Origin of the sequence: Pseudomonas sp. CP4 (assembly GCF_047758505.1) — a bacterium.
Taxonomy (GTDB): domain Bacteria; phylum Pseudomonadota; class Gammaproteobacteria; order Pseudomonadales; family Pseudomonadaceae; genus Aquipseudomonas; species Aquipseudomonas fluorescens_AO.
Map to the genome: position 1 here is coordinate 3940294 of NZ_CP180489.1, position 17001 is coordinate 3957294.

The following is a 17001-nucleotide window of genomic DNA, read 5'->3' on the forward strand; positions in this document are numbered from 1 at the left end:
GGGTTTTGTGTTGAGGCATAAAAAAAGCGGCGCCCTGTCAGGCGCCGCTTTTTTGCATCTACGACTCAGAAATCCAGCACGACCCCGACATTCACTCCCTGCTGCTTGAAGTCATCGTCCTTGCGGAACGTATAACCGCCACGCAGCGCCAGATCCGCCGTCAGCTTGTGACTGACACCGAGGCTCAAGCGGTTCAGGTGACTTGCCGGTGTGTAGCCTTCCAGGGTGAAGTCATTGGCCGGCAGGGTGTTGAGTGCGATGTTGACCTTCTGCACGTCATCTTCGTACTCACGCTCGTGGGCGTATTCGCCGTACACCTGGGTTTGCGCGGTGAAGTTGTACTTGCCCTGGATGCCCAGGCCCAGGCGTTTTGAATCGCGGCTCTGGTCATCGAAGGTCAGCGCGGTGGCGCGGTTGCTCTTTTCCGAGTAACCGTCGACATCGACACTGGCGTAATCGGCGCTGACAAACGGCGACAGGTGCCATTGGCTGCCCGGTTGCGCAATGTCATAGCCGAGACGCGTGCTGAACGCCCACAGGCTGCCGTCGGTATCGCCTTTCTCCGCGCCCTCGCTGGCGCCGAGGTCGAACTTGCGCTTGAGGTTGTCGTAGTCGAGTTTGCCGCCGGTCAGCGCCGCGTCGGCCCACCAGCGGTTCTGCTGGAACTGGGCAAACGCGGTGGCCATGTAGCTGTTGAGTTTGTAGTCGGAATCGTTGTGCCCGGCCTCGAGATTCTGTCGGTACAAACCGGCCGCTACGCCCACGCGCCAAGCCTCGTTCAGGCGATAGCTGCCGCCGACGTTGAGGTTGTAACCACTGCCATCGGCACTGGCGCCGCTGCTCTGGCTGTCGACATCCAGACGTTGTCCGCCGGCCGAGACAATCGCGCGCCATTGGCCGACCGCTTGCCAGTTCTCCCAGTCCGCCTGCCATTGGTTACGCAATTCATCCTGATGCGCACGCACAGTGCCGTGGGCCATTTCCGGCAACAGGCTCAGTTCCCACGGCGCTGCCAGTAGAGAGTAGGCGTAATCGGCGATGAGTTTCTGCCCGGATTCGGTCGGGTGCACGCCATCGTTGTAGATCAGCTTGGTCGGATCCGGCGTAGCACTGTTGATGCCGTAGCGGGGGTTTTCCGGGCAGTTATTGCCACTGAAGCAAGTCGCCGTGAGGTTCTGGTCGGTGGCCAGGCCAAAGCGCCCCGGGTCGGCGAAGACTTCCGAGAGCAGCACTGGAATATTCAGCGGAATGACTTCGGCATTGATGCCCTGCAGGCGCGTCACCAACTGGCTGTTGAACTGGTTGGCGAGGGTGCTGCTGAATGCTTGCAGCGGCGTGCCATTGAGGGCCGGGGTCAGGCCCACGTCGGGCAGCAGCCAGACCATCACGTATTTGGCGCCGGCGGTCTGCAGGGTTTGCACGCTGTCGGCCAGGCGATCGGCTGCGGCGTTGGCCTGGGGCAGGCTGAGAATGCGGCCCTGGAGGAAGTCGTTGCCGCCACCGGAAATGTAATACAGCGCATTCGGGTCGGCGCGCAGGCCGTTCGAAGGCAGGTAACCGGGCCGCGTACGTTCGCCAGTGGCCGACTGGGTAGTGATCGAGTCGAGAATCTGGTCGGTGCGATAACCGCCGACCGCCCAGTTGTTGCCGTCGGGCTGACCGTTTGCCGCGCGCACCGCAGAACTGGAGGAGGCTGTCTGGTCAGGCGAATAGCCCAGGCGGGCACCGAGCAGTTGCGTGGAATTCAACGAATAAACTTCGCCGCTGCCGTTCTGATACACCGGCCCGGTGCGGTTGGTGTAGCGCTCGGTGGAACCCGCGGGGCCGCCGGTGTCGGCGAAGGTCCCAGCATCGTTGAGGCTGTCGCCGAACACAATGAAACTGGAATAAGGATTGGGCGCCGCATTGGCCTGGGCGCACCCCAGTGCGAGCAAGCAACTGGCCAGCGGTACAAACAACGTCTGTCTGATCATGAGCAAGTCCGTTTATTTATTGTTGTAGGTGAACGAAACGACAGTACCAAAAACGTTCGGCATTTTGCCATCGGTCGCGAATCCTTCTGCCGTTTTATAACCCGCAGGCCCCGCCATATTGCACGGTCCGCCCAGCTAAGTTACTGTGCCGGAACGTATGAACGAGACCTTCCCCGTGTTGATCACCAGCAAACTCCTGGATCAAGTCATCAAGGCACACGCCCGCTGGCGTTGGCGCGCCTGAATCTTCTCTGCCGGCTCCGCCGGATCTGTATCGCTTTGCCTTCCTTGTCTGTTTGAAATGCCGCTGTGCTGGCGCTCTCTGCGCGTCCGACATCGCGCAGCGCCCTGCGGGCAAGTCATCTGAAGGCTGTCATCAAGTCAGAATTCAAGAGGTTCGAAACGCCATGTTGCTTATGATCGACAACTACGACTCCTTTACCTACAACGTTGTGCAATACCTCGGCGAGCTGGGTGCCGAGGTCAAAGTGGTGCGCAACGACGAACTGACCATCGCCGAAATCGAGGCGCTGAATCCCGAGCGCATCGTGGTTTCCCCCGGGCCGTGCACGCCTACCGAGGCAGGCATTTCCATCGACGCGATCAAGCACTTCGCCGGCAAATTGCCGATCCTCGGCGTTTGCCTCGGCCACCAGTCCATCGGCCAGGCCTTCGGCGGTGATGTGGTGCGTGCCCGCCAAGTCATGCACGGTAAGACTAGCCCGGTATTCCACGAGGACAAGGGCGTGTTCGCCGGCCTCAATCATCCACTCACCGTTACCCGTTACCACTCGCTGATCGTCAAGCACGACAGCCTGCCCGATTGCCTCGAGCTGACCGCATGGACCCAGCACGATGACGGCTCGGTCGACGAGATCATGGGCCTGCGTCACAAGACCCTGAACATCGAAGGCGTACAGTTCCATCCCGAATCGATCCTCACCGAGCAGGGTCATGAACTGTTTGCCAATTTCCTCAAACAAACCGGCGGCACGCGCTAAGGACTTCCCATGAATATCAAGACAGCCCTGAGCCGTATCGTCGAGCATCTCGACCTGAGCACCGAGGAAATGCGTGACGTAATGCGCGAGATCATGACCGGCCAGTGCACCGAAGCGCAGATTGGCGCGTTCATGATGGCCATGCGCATGAAGAGCGAGAGCATCGACGAAATTGTCGGCGCGGTGTCGGTGATGCGCGAGCTGGCCGATCAGGTCCAGCTGAAAACCCTCGATGGCGTGGTCGATGTGGTTGGTACCGGCGGTGACGGTGCGAACATCTTCAACGTCTCGACCGCGTCTTCCTTTGTTGTCGCGGCGGCCGGTTGCACCGTGGCCAAGCACGGCAACCGCGCAGTGTCCGGCAAGAGCGGCAGCGCCGATCTGCTGGAAGCTGCCGGCATTTACCTGAATCTGACTCCGGTACAGGTCGCGCGCTGCATCGACAACGTCGGCATCGGTTTCATGTTCGCCCAGACCCATCACAAAGCGATGAAGTACGCCGCCGGCCCGCGCCGCGAACTCGGCCTGCGCACGTTGTTCAACATGCTTGGCCCGCTTACGAATCCGGCCGGTGTGAAACATCAGGTCGTCGGCGTGTTCACCCAGACGCTATGCCGGCCACTGGCCGAAGTCTTGCAGCGGCTGGGCAGCAAGCACGTGCTGGTGGTGCATTCGAAGGACGGTCTGGATGAATTCAGCCTCGCCGCGCCGACCTTTGTCGCCGAGCTGAAGAACAACGAAATCACTGAGTATTGGGTCGAACCGGAAGACCTCGGCATGAAGAGCCAGAGCCTGCACGGCCTGTCGGTCGAAGGCCCGGAAGCTTCGCTGGCGCTGATCCGTGATGCCCTCGGCAAGCGCAAAACCGAAAACGGCCAGAAAGCTGCCGAGATGATTGTGCTCAATGCCGGTGCGGCGCTGTATGCCGCCGACCTGGCAAGCAGTCTGAAACAGGGTGTGGAGCTGGCGCACGACGCGCTGCACACCGGCCTCGCTCGAGAAAAGCTCGAGGAGCTGGGTGCCTTTACCGCGGTATTCAAAGTGGAGAATGAAGGATGAGTGTACCGACGGTTCTGGAAAACATTCTGGCGCGCAAGGTTGAGGAAGTCGCCGAGCGCAGCGCTTGGGTCAGCCTGAGCGAGCTGGAAAGTCTGGCCAAGGCGGCCGATGCACCCCGTGGTTTTGCCCAGGCATTGCTGGCGCAAGCGAAGAAGAAACAACCGGCGGTGATTGCTGAAATCAAAAAGGCCTCGCCGAGCAAAGGCGTGATCCGCGAAGACTTCGTGCCGGCCGACATCGCCAAGAGCTACGAGAAGGGCGGGGCGACCTGTCTGTCGGTGCTGACCGACATCGATTACTTCCAGGGCGCCGATGCCTATCTGCAACAGGCGCGCGCCGCCTGCAAATTGCCGGTGATCCGCAAGGACTTCATGATCGATCCGTACCAGATCGTTGAAGCCCGCGCGCTGGGCGCCGATTGCGTGCTGCTGATCGTCTCCGCGCTGGACGACGTGAAGATGGCCGAGCTGGCCGCGGTGGCCAAAGGCGTCGGTCTCGACGTCTTGGTGGAAGTGCACGACGGTGACGAACTTGAGCGCGCGTTGAAAACCCTCGACACGCCGCTGGTCGGGGTCAACAACCGCAACCTGCATACTTTTGATGTCAGCCTGGAAACCACCCTCGACCTGCTGCCGCGCATCCCGCGCGATCGCCTGGTGATCACCGAGAGCGGCATCCTCAATCGGGCCGACGTCGAGCTGATGGAAATCAGCGATGTGTACTCGTTCCTGGTCGGCGAAGCGTTCATGCGCGCGGAAAACCCTGGCGTTGAATTGCAGCGCTTGTTCTTTCCGGAGCGTGGTGTGCCGATCAGCGGGTCGACCCTCGACTGATATTCTTTCAGACCGAGTCGACCGTTTCGCGAGCGAGCTCGCTCCCACATTTGGAATGCATTTCCCTGTGGGAGCGAGCTTGCTCGCGAAGACGTCCTCATAACCTCTAAAGATTCCAGATCTTCCGGAGTTATCGATGTCGCTGCCAACCCCTCTGACCATCGAATCCGGCCTGCAAGCCGAACAGGACTTGCTGGCCTCGGTCTGCGCTGGCGACGCCGAATTTGGCCTGCTGTTCTGGCAACCCACCGACCGCGCCCTGGTCATGCCGCGCCGCCTCAACCGTCTCGCGCAATTCGACCACGCCTGCGAAGTCTCCGCTGCCGCTGGCTGGCCGGTGCTGTTGCGCGAGACCGGCGGCGAGCCCGTCCCGCAATCCGCTGCAACCATCAACATCGCCTTGGTGTATGCCCCGCCTCGCAGCGAAGGCGATCTGAACCGCATCGAAACCGGCTACCGCCGTCTGTGCGATCCGATCTGTCAGTTACTGGATGAGTTGGGTGGCACCTCGTCGGTGGGAGAAATCGACGGTGCGTTCTGCGATGGCCGCTTCAACGTCAATCTCGACGGCCGCAAGATGGTCGGCACCGCCCAGCGCTGGCGTCAGAGCCAGGGCGGACAACGTCCGGTGGGCCTGGTGCATGGGGCGATGCTGATGGAAGACGAACGCGAGTCAATGGTCGCCGCGGTCAATCGTTTCAATGAAGCCTGCGGCCTGGAGCAGCGGGTGAGGGCGCAAAGCCATATCGCCCTGCATGAAAAATTCAACGCGCCACAGGCGCTGGCGCGTCTCGATGAATTGTTTCGTTTGATGCTGGCGCAGATTTACAGCCCTTGATTCACGGGCTCAACGCGTGCCGAAGACCACCATGGTCTTGCCCTTCACGTCGACCAGATTGCGTTCTTCCAGATCCTTGAGCACGCGGCCGACCATCTCTCGCGAACAACCGACGATTCGACCGATTTCCTGACGGGTGACTTTGATCTGCATGCCGTCCGGGTGAGTCATGGCGTCCGGCTGTTTGCACAACTCCAACAGACAGCGGGCGACTCGACCGGTGACGTCGAAGAATGCGAGGTCACCGACTTTGCGCGTGGTATTGCGCAGGCGTTGTGCGATTTGTCCGCTGAGCGCGTAAAGAATGTCTGGATCCTGCTGCGACAGTTCGCGGAACTTGGCGTAACTGATTTCTGCGGTTTCACATTCGACCTTGGCCCGCACCCAGGCGCTGCGTTCCTGCTCCTGACCTGCCTGCTCGAACAGACCCAATTCGCCGAAGAAATCCCCGGCGTTGAGGTAGGCGATGATCATCTCGCGACCATCGTCGTCCTCGATGAGGATGGTCACCGAACCCTTGATGATGAAGTACAGCGTGTCCGAGCGATCGCCGGCGCAGATGATGTTGCTCTTGGCCGCGTGACGCCGGCGCTGGCAATGCATCAACAGCTTGTCGATGTTCTTGATTTTGGGTGTGGGGGTAATAGCAACCATGGTTGTATCCCGAAAAGACTGCACGGTGATGTTTGAGTTTTTATGAGGCGCTGAAGGCGGTCGCTACAGGGCTGACGAATGGGCACCAGCGAATTGGCGCCAGCTTACCAGACACTTCGTCGAAAATTCGAGAAATTACCTACAGCCAGAAAGCATCCGTCCTAGGACGTCGTTCCTGTCGGGACAAAGTGCTGTGCTAAGCTGGCGACCCTTTTTTTACAGTGGAGTCTGGGCGATGAAGGCACGCATCCAATGGGCTGGCGAAGCCATGTTCCTCGGCGAATCCGGCAGCGGTCATGTCGTGGTGATGGACGGCCCGCCGGACGCCGGTGGCCGTAACCTCGGGGTTCGTCCGATGGAAATGCTTTTGCTGGGTGTCGGCGGTTGCAGCAACTTCGACGTGGTCAGCATCTTGAAGAAGTCGCGTCAGGCCGTTGAAAGCTGCGAGGCTTTCCTCGACGCCGAGCGTGCGACTGAAGATCCCAAGGTCTTTACCAAGATCCACATGCATTTCGTGGTCAAGGGCCGCGGTCTGAAGGAAGCTCAGGTCAAGCGCGCCATCGAACTGTCGGCCGAGAAGTATTGCTCGGCGTCGATCATGCTCGGCGCGGCTGGCGTGGCGATTACCCACGACTATGAAATCGTTGAACTCGGCTGAACCGACATTCAACTATCATAAAAGCAGTGCAGACTCTGGCGATCCCCCGCTGACGTCTGCATAATGCGCCACTTTTTTCAGGGCAGTGATCGGTCAGCCGACGGGTCATCCGCCTGAACAGATAACCAAAATCGCCATCGCGAAGAGGTGTTAACCGTCCTACGCAGGTGCGTTGTTCGCACTTGACGGGCATGCTTGATCACGCGGCCGCGCCGCATACATAGAGAGTTTTTAACGGTGAAAAGCAAACTCAAGCTCCACGGGTTCAATAACCTGACAAAGACCTTGAGCTTCAACATCTATGACATCTGCTACGCGGAGACCCCGCAAGACCAGCAGGCTTACGTCGAGTACATCAATCAAGAGTACAACGCGAAACGCCTGACGCAGATTCTCACAGAAGTTGTCGAGATCATTGGTGCCAACATTCTGAACATCGCCAGTCAGGACTATGAACCCCAGGGCGCCAGCGTCACGATTCTGATTTCGGAAGAGCCGGTGACCCCGACTGACAGCCAGATCGAAGAATCGCCGGGCCCGTTGCCCGAAATCATTCTGGCCCACCTCGACAAGAGCCACATCACGGTGCACACCTATCCGGAAATCCATCCGGACGACGGTATTGCGACCTTCCGTGTGGATATCGACGTGTCGACCTGTGGTGTCATTTCACCGCTCAAAGCGCTCAACTTCCTCATTCACCAGTTCGATTCGGACATCGTGACCGTGGATTATCGTGTGCGCGGCTTCACCCGTGACGTTGAAGGCAACAAACACTTCATCGACCACGAGATCAACTCGATCCAGAACTACCTCTCCGAAGACACCCGCGACGCGTACCAGATGACCGACGTGAACGTGTACCAGGAAAACCTGTTCCACACCAAAATGCTGCTGAAGAACTTCGAACTGGACAACTACCTGTTCGGCGACGCGACCAGCAACCTCTCGCCCGAGCAACGTGCCCAGGTGACCGACCGTGTGAAACACGAAATGCTGGAAATCTTCTACGCGCGCAACATGCCGACCTAAGATTACCGGACACAAAAAAGGCGACCTCCTGGTCGCCTTTTTCATGCCTCACACAAAACCCCTGTGGGAGCGAGCCTGCTCGCGAAGAGGACATCAGCACCGACACAGATCTCAGATCCGATAAGTACTCTTGGTCATCACCTTCGCCAACAAACTCATGCCGAATTTCACCGGCGCCGGAAAACGAAACCCGCCCGCATCCAGGGCACTTTCCGCATGGTGTTCTTCATCGATACGCATCTGCTCGAGAATCGCCCGGGACTTCTCGTCTTCGGCCGGCAATTGCTCCAAATGTTCGTTCAAGTGCTTGCACACCTGATGCTCGGTCGCCGCAACGAAACCAAGACTAACCTTGTCACTGATCAGCCCGGCCACCGCGCCGATGCCGAACGACATGCCGTAAAACAGTGGATTCAGCACGCTGGTGTGGCTGCCCAGCTGATGGATGCGCTGCTCGCACCAGACCAGATGATCGACCTCTTCTTCAGCCGCGTGCTCCATGGCTTCGCGTACCTGCGGCAACTTGGCCGTCAGCGCCTGGCCCTGATACAGCGCCTGGGCGCAAACTTCACCGGTGTGGTTGATGCGCATCAGACCGGCGACATGGCGGGTGTCTTCATCGCTCATCTGCGTATCCGGCTGCAGAATCGCCGGCGACGGGCGGTACGGCTGGCCACTGAAGGGCAACAGCGTGCGCATCGCGGCATCGGCTTGCAGCAGCAGACGGTCTATGGGCGAGTAGTGACGTTGGGTAGTCATGCTGACCTCCGGGAAGAATCTCGGCGGCCAGTTTAACCGAATCGGCCGGCGAGGGTTTGCGCTGGGTCACTTGCTGGGCGGTCAGGCTTTTTTGTGGGAGCGAGCCTGCTCGCGAAAGCGGATTATCGGATACTGAAGTGTTGAATGTATCGGCGCCTTCGCGAGCAGGCTCGCTCCCACAGTTAGTTGTCGCCAATCAGCCCGGCGGCCAATTCATCTGGCGCTGCCCCAGCACGTGCATATGAATGTGATAGACAGTCTGCCCGCCAAGTTCATTGCAGTTCATCACCACGCGGAAGCCCTCTTCGCATCCCAGCTCCAGCGCCAGACGCTGGGCGGTGAACAGGATGTGCCCGGCCAGCGCCTTGTCGTCTTCGGTCAGGTCGTTGAGCGTGCGCACCGGTTTCTTCGGGATCACCAGAAAGTGCACCGGAGCCTGGGGGGCGATGTCGTGGAAGGCCAGAACCTGGTCGTCCTCGTAAATGATCTTCGCCGGGATTTCCCGGTTGATGATCTTGGTGAACAGAGTATCCACTGCTGCTTCTCCGTTGAGTTGGGCTGAAATGAGTGTACCGCTGCGAAGTTGTCTTGCTAGCGGGGGCAGTAAGCTTTATTGACCATGCCGACAATCGTCCGGTTAAGCCAGCGCGAACCCAGTCGCGGCAGGAACGCCAGCCAGCGGTTGCGTCGTCCCGGAATGATGATCGCGCGGTTTTTTTCCAATGCACGTACGGCATGCAGCGCCACTTCTTCCGGACTCATCAGCGAGTGGCTGCTTTCGATCTTCTCGCTAGTCATCTGCGCCGTACGGAAGAACGGTGTGCGCGTGGGCCCGGGGCACAGTACCGAGACTTTCACGCCGCTTTGTTTGAGCTCCACGCGCAAGGCTTCGGAAAAATGCAGCACATACGCTTTGCTGGCGTAGTACGTGCTCATCCACGGGCCGGGGCTGTACGCGGCCACCGAGGCGACGTTGAGAATCTGCCCGCCGCCCAGCAGCGCCATGCTGTTACCCAGCGCATGGCAGAGGCGGGTGAGGGCGAGGATATTGACCTCTATGAGGTCCTGCTCGGTCATCCAGTCTTGCGCGAGAAAGGGCCCGCAGGTGCCGATGCCGGCGCAATTGACCAGCAGATCGATCTGCCGGTCGCCTTCTTCCAACTCCAGCAAAAAGCCGGACAGGCGTAACGGTTCGCCGAGATCGCAGGCACGAAACAACACTTCGACATCGAAGCGCTGGGTCAGCTCGATGGCGATACTTTCCAGCTGATCACGCTGTCGTGCCACCAGAATCAGGCTGCGGCCGCGCCGGGCCAGTGCTTCGGCCATGGCCAGGCCGATGCCGCTGGAAGCGCCAGTGATCAGAGCGTAACGGGTCATGCAGTTCTCCATCGCAACAGCTCCGCGCCGGCGACGCGGTTGTCGCGGCGAAGAGCGCTGTTCATTCTTGCGCAGAGTCTACAGGGGCCTGCGCCGGTTCGGCTGCCTCGTCGGCGGAAATCGCTGGCGGTTCGACGACCTCAACTTCGTCGGTGATCACCGAGCCGCTGTCATAGCTGCTCTCCAGATTGCTTTCATATTCTTCCTGCACGGCCGAGAAACCGCCAAGCAGGCCTGCGGCAAAAATCAGTGCGAAGAATACGATCCACAACGAGCACAGCACTTTGACCGCCGTGCTGTTCGGCGGAGGTGGTGGGCCATAGCGGTTGGCGCCGGTATTGCCGGGAACAACCATGATCACCAGTGGGAAGAAGCTGCCCACGAACGGCACCAGATTCAACAGCCACAGCCAGCCCGACCAGCCGATATCGTGCAGGCGCTGAACGCTGAACAGAATGCTGACGATCATGAAGCCAATGAACAGGAATACCGCCAGGATCCCGCCGAGGATCAGGCCTGTGGTCGAGTCGCCACTGACCAGGCCCAAGGCAATCAAGGCGAACACACCGACGATGGGCAGGGTCACCAGGCTCAAGACCATGGTCCAGGCCAGAAAGCGCAAGCGACCGATACGGCCTTCGACGCTGAATGGCTTGAGCGTAGCAAACGCTGGCAGGCTTTCTCCGACGTTCGCCCGCGGTGGTGCGTAAGGCGAGTCCGGCTCAGCCACAGCTGCCGGGTTGTCGTGAACATCCGCCAGATTGAGCTCGATGGCAGTTTCCGCTTCTATCCGTGCGTCGATCCCGGTTTTGTTCAACGCTTGCAGATACGTCTGCGCATCGCTGTGGGACAGATCACGCTTGAGGGCGACGGCGCGGCCACTGAACAGGCGCTCGATGGCAGCCACATCGCTCTTGAACAGATCCGCCAGATTCAGTTTGGCGGTGGTGAGGTCGACGCCGGGTTGCAGCGCGCCGTCGAAGACGATCTTGTAACGGGGTTCGCTCATGGCCGAGGCATCCTTGTCGCGATTGGGTTTGCTGTATTCAGTTCAATGCCAGTCTGCCAGCGACTGGCCGGGGTATCTTCAGCGCGGCCAGCGTTGTGGCAGCTGTGCGGCGCGCGTTTGAGCTTGACGGTATTCAGCGTCCAGCCTTGCGATCAACTGATCGACGCTCGGCAGGTCGTCAATCTGTCCTACGCCCTGGCCTGCCGACCATACGGTCTTCCAGGCTTTGGCTTCATCGTTGATCGGCTTGAGCTTGTCGCCGAAATTCACCTCGCCTTTGCCTTGCAGGGCTGCCATGTCGAAACCGGCCGCCTCCAGACTCTGGCGCATGAAACTCGCCGGGACTCCCGACACCGCTGGAGTATGAATGATGTCGGCAGCCTTGGCTGTCAGCAGCATCTCTTTATAAGCGTCAGGCGCGTGACTTTCAGTGGTGCCGATAAATCGCGTGCCGAAGTAGGCCAAATCCGCGCCGAGCAACTGCGCGGCGAGAATCTCATGGCCGTGGTTCAAACATCCTGCAAGCAACAGGGTCTTGTCGAAAAACTCGCGGATCTCGGCAATCAGCGCAAACGGGCTCCAGGTGCCAGCATGCCCGCCGGCGCCGGCCGCGACGGCAATCAGCCCGTCGACACCCGCTTCAGCGGCTTTCTCGGCATGGCGCCGCGTGGTCACGTCGTGAAACACCAGACCGCCGTAGCTGTGCACCGCGTCGACCAGTTCCTTCACTGCGCCGAGGCTGGTGATAACAATCGGTACCTTGTGCTCGACGCAGATGTCCAGATCCGCCTGCAGTCGCGGGTTGCTGTGATGAACGATCAGGTTCACCGCATAAGGGGCCGGATTTTCCATCGTCGCCAGGCCCGCTTCGATCTGTTCCAGCCAAGCCTTGAACCCACTGCTTTCGCGTTGGTTCAGAGCCGGAAAACTGCCGACCACGCCGTTGCGGCAGCAGGCGAGCACCAGTTCCGGATTGGAGATCAGAAACATCGGCGCTGCTACTACGGGCAGACGCAGACGTTGTTCGAGCAGAGCGGGCAGCGACATTGTGAACCCCCAGGGATCTGTATCGATTGAAGTTAGAACGGCTTGACCACGACCAGAATTACGATAGCCAGCAATATCAGAACCGGCACTTCATTGAACCAGCGATAAAAGACATGGCTGCGGGTGTTTTCGCCACGGGCAAAGCGTTTTACCTGCGCGCCGCACATGTGGTGGTAGCCGATCAGCAACACGACCAGGGTCAGTTTGGCGTGGATCCAGCCGCCTTGGCTGAAAAGGCTTGGGTTGAGGTAGATCAGCCAGACACCGAAGATCAGCGTGGCGATCATCGCCGGGCCCATGATGCCGCGATACAGCTTGCGCTCCATGATGCTGAAGCGTTCCTGGCTGATCGTGTCTGCGCTTTGCGCGTGGTAAACGAAAAGGCGGGGCAAGTAGAACAGCCCGGCAAACCAGCAGACGATGCTGACAATGTGAAACGCTTTGAGCCATAGATAGAGCATTTTGGGTTATTCCCTCATTCACGGTAGCCAGATAGTAGAGGCTTGAGCGTCCGCGCGTCACCTTGGCGGTTGTCGCAGGCGCGCGCGGCCCCTATTATCGACGGCTTTCCAGTGGGTTCGTTGAGGGCAGGTTTATGGTCAAGGTCGGTATCGTCGGCGGCACGGGTTACACCGGTGTCGAACTGCTGCGTCTGTTGGCACAGCATCCGCAGGCAGAAGTGGTCGTCATCACTTCCCGATCCGAGGCCGGTCTGGCCGTGGCTGACATGTACCCGAACCTGCGTGGCCACTACGACGGCCTGGCGTTCAGCGTGCCGGACGTGAAAACCCTCGGCGCCTGCGATGTGGTGTTCTTCGCCACGCCACATGGTGTGGCACACGCCTTGGCAGGCGAGCTGCTGGCGGCGGGTACCAAGGTTATCGACCTGTCCGCCGACTTCCGTCTGCAAGATGCTGATGAGTGGGCCAAGTGGTACGGTCAGCCACACGGCGCCCCGGAATTGCTGGACGAAGCGGTCTATGGTCTGCCGGAAGTCAATCGCGAGCAAATCAGGAAAGCGCGCCTGATCGCGGTGCCGGGTTGCTATCCGACCGCAACGCAGTTGGGTTTCCTGCCATTGCTGGAAGCCGGTCTGGCCGACGCATCGCGTTTGATCGCCGACTGCAAATCCGGTGTCAGTGGTGCCGGGCGTGGTGCGGCTGTAGGTTCTTTGTACTCCGAGACGTCGGAAAGCATGAAGGCCTATGCGGTAAAAGGTCATCGTCACCTGCCGGAAATTCGCCAGGGCCTGCGTCGGGCGGCGGGCAAGGATGTCGGCCTGACCTTCGTCCCGCACCTGACGCCGATGATTCGCGGTATCCACTCCACGCTCTACGCGACAGTAGCGGATCGCTCGGTTGATCTGCAGGCACTGTTCGAAAAGCGCTATGCCAACGAACCGTTCGTCGATGTCATGCCAGCCGGCAGTCACCCGGAAACCCGTAGCGTGCGCGGCGCCAACGTCTGCCGCATCGCCGTGCATCGTCCACAGGATGGCGACCTCGTAGTCGTGCTCTCGGTGATCGACAATCTGGTCAAGGGCGCCTCGGGCCAAGCGGTGCAGAACATGAACATTCTGTTCGGACTGGATGAGCGCTTCGGCCTGTCCCATGCCGGCATGCTTCCTTAAAAGCAGCTACGAGCTTCAAGTCACAAGCGACAAGAGATCAGAGGCAAGCTTGAAGCTCACCGCTTGAAGCTTGCCGCTGCTCCTCTAATAGTTGACCAATTTTCTAGGACAAGCGGATAATGCGCGTCATCACGCATTATGGCGGCGTAACGCCGGGAGATAGTCAGCATGAGCGTCGAATCCTTCACCCCCACGGCTTTGCAATTCACTCAAGGTGCTGCGCACAAGGTGAAGAGCCTGGTCGATGAAGAGGGGAATGATCGCTTGAAGCTGCGCGTATTCGTTACGGGCGGCGGTTGTTCAGGGTTTCAATACGGTTTCACCTTCGATGAAGACGTGGCCGATGACGACACCATTGTCGAGCGCGAAGGCGTGAGCCTGGTGGTCGATCCGATGAGCTTCCAGTACCTGGCCGGTGCCGAGGTGGATTATCAGGAAGGTCTGGAAGGTTCGCGCTTCGTGATCAAAAACCCGAATGCCACAACGACTTGTGGTTGCGGGTCGTCGTTCTCGATCTGATCGCACTTCACTGCACACAACAAAACGCCGCAGAACCTTTCGGTTTTGCGGCGTTTTTGTATCTGAAGCTTATGCCGGGTAGATGGCGCCGAGTACGCGCAGGCCGCGAGCACCGGTGACGCTTGGCCGGTTAGCAGCGATGCCTTCGAGGCAGCAATGAGCCAGCCAGGCGAAGGCCATGGCTTCTACCCAGTCCGGATCCACGCCGTGAGTTGCGGTGCTGGCGACCTTTGTGTCCGGCAGTAGATCCGCCAGGCGTTTCATCAACGTGGCGTTATGCGCGCCGCCGCCACAGACCAGCAGTTCCATCGTGTCCGATTGAGCACTTTGCAGCGACTCGACGATGGTCAGCGCCGTCAATTCGAGCAGCGTGGCCTGAACGTCTTCGGCTGCGAAGGTTGGCAGGTTCGAAAGATGCTGTTCCAGCCATGGCAGATTGAAGACTTCCCGGCCGGTACTTTTCGGGCCTTTGGTGACGAAGAACGGGTCGCTTAGCAGTGCCGTGAGCAGGGCTGGTTCAACCTTGCCGGTCGCTGCCCATTTGCCGTCCCGGTCATAGTTTTCGCCGCGTTGCCGGTGAATCCAGGCGTCCATCAGAACATTCCCCGGGCCGCAGTCGAAACCGGCTACAGGTTTGCTTGGCTCAATCAGGCTGAGATTGCTGAATCCGCCGACATTCAAGACTGCCTGGTTTCCGCTACGCTCTTCAAACAACGCTTCGTGAAACGCTGGCACCAGAGGTGCACCTTGGCCTCCCGCCGCAACATCGCGGCTGCGGAAATCACTGACGACGGTAATACCGGTCAACTCAGTCAGCAGAGCTGGATTGCCGATCTGCACGGTAAAACCACGGGCCGGTTCATGGCGAATGGTCTGACCGTGGCTGCCAATAGCACGGATGGCATCGGGCTTGAGTTGTTGTTGTGCGAGGAGGGCGTGAGTACCTGACGCGGCAAGTTCAACCCAGTGTTGCTGGGCAATCGCCGAGCGGGCGATCTCGTCGGCGCCGCTGGCGCACAAGCCAAGCAGCTCGGCGCGCAGGGAGTCAGGCATTGGCAGGTAGTGGGTGGCGATCAGTTTGATCGCCGAGGTCTGCTCGATCAGGGCGATGTCCAGCCCGTCGAGACTGGTTCCGGACATCACACCGATATACAGGGCCATGACTTAGCGCTTGCTCGAAGCCAGCATCGTGGCCTTCTCTTGGTCCATGCGCGCCATCAGCGGCTGGCTTTGCGCAAGGAAGCGTGCGCGTTCGGACTTGGCGATCGGATCGGCCATCGGCAGCTTCTGGCCCAGCGGATCGACGTGAACGCCGTTGACCTGGAACTCATAGTGCAGATGCGGGCCGGTGGAGAGGCCGGTGGTACCGATGTAGCCAATGACTTGACCCTGCTTGACGGTGCCGCCGGTTTTCACGCCTTTGGCGAAGCCCTGCATATGGCCATAGAGCGTACGGTAAGTGTTGCCGTGCTGAATGATCACAGTGTTGCCGTAACCACCACGACGGCCGGCCAGCAATACTTTGCCGTCGCCGGCAGCCTTGATCGGCGTGCCCCGTGGCGCTGCATAGTCGACGCCTTTGTGGGCGCGAATCTTGTTGAGAATCGGGTGTTTGCGGCCCATGGAGAATTTCGAGCTGATGCGGGCGAAGTCAACCGGCGTACGGATGAAGGCCTTGCGCATGCTGTTGCCGTCAGCCGTGTAGTAGCTGCTGTTGCCTTGTTTGTTGGTGTAGCGAACGGCGGTGTAGGTCTTGCCGCGGTTGGTAAAGCGCGCGGACAGGATCGGGCCGGTGCCGACCGCTTTGCCGTTGATGACTTTCTGCTCGTAGATCACATCGAATTCGTCGCCCTGACGAATGTCCTGGGCGAAGTCGACGTCGTAGCCGAAGACGCTGGCCATATCCATGGTCAGGCTGTGAGAAAGGCCGGCACGCGCAGCCGACTGCGACAGTGAACTGTTGATCACGCCGTGAACGTACGCGGTGCGCACGGTTGGCTTGGCGGTAATGCGGTTGAAGGAGTAGCCCTTGTCGTTCTTGGTCAGGGTGATGGTTTCAACGTCGCTGACCTTGCTGTGCAGACTGGTCAACTGGCCTGCCGGATCCAGTTCGAATTCGAGTTTCTGGCCACGCTTGAGCTGGCTGAACTGTTTGGCTTGCTTGTCGCTTGCCAGTACTTCGTGCACGGAGGCTGCTGGGAGGCCGACTTTTTCAAACAGGGTAGACAGCGTATCGCCTTTGGAAACCACGACTTCGCGGTGACCAGGCTCTTTCGTTTTTTCAGCAGGTGCAACAGTTGCCGGCGCCGTTTCAGCGGTTTGCGCAGCGTTTTCGGCGCTGTTTTCGATTTGTGCGAACGGGGAAGCTGCGGGTTCGTTTGTGGCTTGAGCCGCATCAGCAGCGTCTTGATCTTGTGTCAGTTGTTCAGCAGGACTTTCCAGTTCAAGACTCAGAGTCGTCTTTTTGGCTTCAACATCGCTGGAGGGAAATACCAGCAGCGCCAGGCTGAGAAGGGCGGCGATTCCACTTGCGGCGAGCAGGTGGGTCTTCGGGTAAAGCGGGGGCGCTTTAGACGGTTCAGTGGTCATAGGTAATTTTTGACTTTGAA

The 17001-nt window shown here is 59.5% G+C and carries 18 protein-coding genes; 8 read left to right on the forward strand and 10 right to left on the reverse strand.

Annotated features, from left to right (window positions below):
- Positions 1–65 precede the first annotated feature (65 nt).
- Positions 66–1973 carry an esterase EstP gene (gene estP, locus ACMYUN_RS17570; protein WP_415761264.1) on the reverse strand — a complete coding sequence of 636 codons (1908 nt, stop codon included), beginning with the start codon at positions 1971–1973 and terminating at the stop codon, positions 66–68.
- A 407-nt stretch (positions 1974–2380) separates the two neighbouring features.
- Between estP and ACMYUN_RS17575 the strand changes: the two genes are divergently transcribed.
- From ACMYUN_RS17575 to ACMYUN_RS17590, 4 genes are all read left to right on the forward strand, one after another.
- Positions 2381–2974: an aminodeoxychorismate/anthranilate synthase component II gene (locus ACMYUN_RS17575; protein ID WP_039757738.1), complete on the forward strand. Its 594-nt coding sequence runs from the start codon at positions 2381–2383 to the stop codon at positions 2972–2974.
- A 9-nt stretch (positions 2975–2983) separates the two neighbouring features.
- Positions 2984–4033, forward strand: a complete 1050-nt coding sequence (gene trpD, locus ACMYUN_RS17580; protein ID WP_039757740.1) for an anthranilate phosphoribosyltransferase — start codon at positions 2984–2986, stop codon at positions 4031–4033.
- Entirely contained in the window at positions 4030–4866 is an 837-nt protein-coding gene (trpC, locus tag ACMYUN_RS17585) for an indole-3-glycerol phosphate synthase TrpC (RefSeq protein WP_415761265.1), read from the forward strand. The genes trpD and trpC overlap by 4 nt, the downstream gene beginning before the upstream one ends.
- 136 nt (positions 4867–5002) lie before the next feature.
- Positions 5003–5704: a biotin/lipoate A/B protein ligase family protein gene (locus ACMYUN_RS17590; protein ID WP_129997720.1), complete on the forward strand. Its 702-nt coding sequence runs from the start codon at positions 5003–5005 to the stop codon at positions 5702–5704.
- Positions 5705–5713: 9 nt separating this feature from the next.
- On the opposite strand, the gene crp is transcribed toward ACMYUN_RS17590, so the two are convergent.
- The gene (gene crp / locus ACMYUN_RS17595) at positions 5714–6358 is read right to left on the reverse strand and encodes a cAMP-activated global transcriptional regulator CRP (RefSeq protein WP_016772920.1); all 645 of its coding nucleotides are present in this window, start codon (positions 6356–6358) and stop codon (positions 5714–5716) included.
- A gap of 235 nt (positions 6359–6593) precedes the next feature.
- Between crp and ACMYUN_RS17600 the strand changes: the two genes are divergently transcribed.
- Both ACMYUN_RS17600 and speD read left to right on the forward strand, forming a co-directional pair.
- Positions 6594–7016, forward strand: a complete 423-nt coding sequence (locus ACMYUN_RS17600) for an OsmC family protein (RefSeq protein WP_016772921.1) — start codon at positions 6594–6596, stop codon at positions 7014–7016.
- A 237-nt stretch (positions 7017–7253) separates the two neighbouring features.
- Entirely contained in the window at positions 7254–8048 is a 795-nt protein-coding gene (gene speD, locus ACMYUN_RS17605; RefSeq protein WP_024014530.1) for an adenosylmethionine decarboxylase, read from the forward strand.
- Positions 8049–8159: 111 nt separating this feature from the next.
- Here the strand turns inward: speD and coq7 are convergent, their stop codons facing one another.
- The 6 genes from coq7 to hemJ form a co-directional block, all read right to left on the reverse strand.
- The gene (gene coq7, locus ACMYUN_RS17610) at positions 8160–8807 is read right to left on the reverse strand and encodes a 2-polyprenyl-3-methyl-6-methoxy-1,4-benzoquinone monooxygenase (protein WP_039757746.1); all 648 of its coding nucleotides are present in this window, start codon (positions 8805–8807) and stop codon (positions 8160–8162) included.
- A 196-nt stretch (positions 8808–9003) separates the two neighbouring features.
- Positions 9004–9342, reverse strand: coding sequence for a histidine triad nucleotide-binding protein (locus ACMYUN_RS17615; RefSeq protein ID WP_017128660.1), 339 nt, complete (start codon positions 9340–9342; stop codon positions 9004–9006).
- A 56-nt stretch (positions 9343–9398) separates the two neighbouring features.
- Positions 9399–10187, reverse strand: coding sequence for an SDR family NAD(P)-dependent oxidoreductase (locus tag ACMYUN_RS17620; protein WP_039757750.1), 789 nt, complete (start codon positions 10185–10187; stop codon positions 9399–9401).
- Between the two features lie 61 nt (positions 10188–10248).
- Positions 10249–11196, reverse strand: a complete 948-nt coding sequence (locus tag ACMYUN_RS17625) for a DUF805 domain-containing protein (protein ID WP_415761266.1) — start codon at positions 11194–11196, stop codon at positions 10249–10251.
- Positions 11197–11274: 78 nt separating this feature from the next.
- Positions 11275–12243 carry an NAD(P)H-dependent flavin oxidoreductase gene (locus ACMYUN_RS17630; protein WP_415761267.1) on the reverse strand — a complete coding sequence of 323 codons (969 nt, stop codon included), beginning with the start codon at positions 12241–12243 and terminating at the stop codon, positions 11275–11277.
- A gap of 32 nt (positions 12244–12275) precedes the next feature.
- Positions 12276–12704, reverse strand: coding sequence for a protoporphyrinogen oxidase HemJ (hemJ, locus tag ACMYUN_RS17635; RefSeq protein WP_415761268.1), 429 nt, complete (start codon positions 12702–12704; stop codon positions 12276–12278).
- A gap of 134 nt (positions 12705–12838) precedes the next feature.
- Here hemJ and argC point away from each other — a divergent pair, with 134 nt between their 5' ends.
- Entirely contained in the window at positions 12839–13873 is a 1035-nt protein-coding gene (argC, locus tag ACMYUN_RS17640) for an N-acetyl-gamma-glutamyl-phosphate reductase (protein WP_039757758.1), read from the forward strand.
- 168 nt (positions 13874–14041) lie between these two features.
- On the forward strand, positions 14042–14392 hold the full coding sequence (gene erpA / locus ACMYUN_RS17645; RefSeq protein WP_007918905.1) for an iron-sulfur cluster insertion protein ErpA: 351 nt from the start codon (positions 14042–14044) through the stop codon (positions 14390–14392).
- Between the two features lie 69 nt (positions 14393–14461).
- Here erpA and ACMYUN_RS17650 read toward each other — a convergent pair whose 3' ends face one another.
- Together ACMYUN_RS17650 and ACMYUN_RS17655 are read right to left on the reverse strand one after the other, a co-directional pair.
- Positions 14462–15553, reverse strand: a complete 1092-nt coding sequence (locus ACMYUN_RS17650) for an anhydro-N-acetylmuramic acid kinase (RefSeq protein ID WP_415761269.1) — start codon at positions 15551–15553, stop codon at positions 14462–14464.
- Between the two features lie 3 nt (positions 15554–15556).
- Positions 15557–16981: a peptidoglycan DD-metalloendopeptidase family protein gene (locus tag ACMYUN_RS17655; protein ID WP_415761270.1), complete on the reverse strand. Its 1425-nt coding sequence runs from the start codon at positions 16979–16981 to the stop codon at positions 15557–15559.
- Positions 16982–17001: the final 20 nt, after the last annotated feature.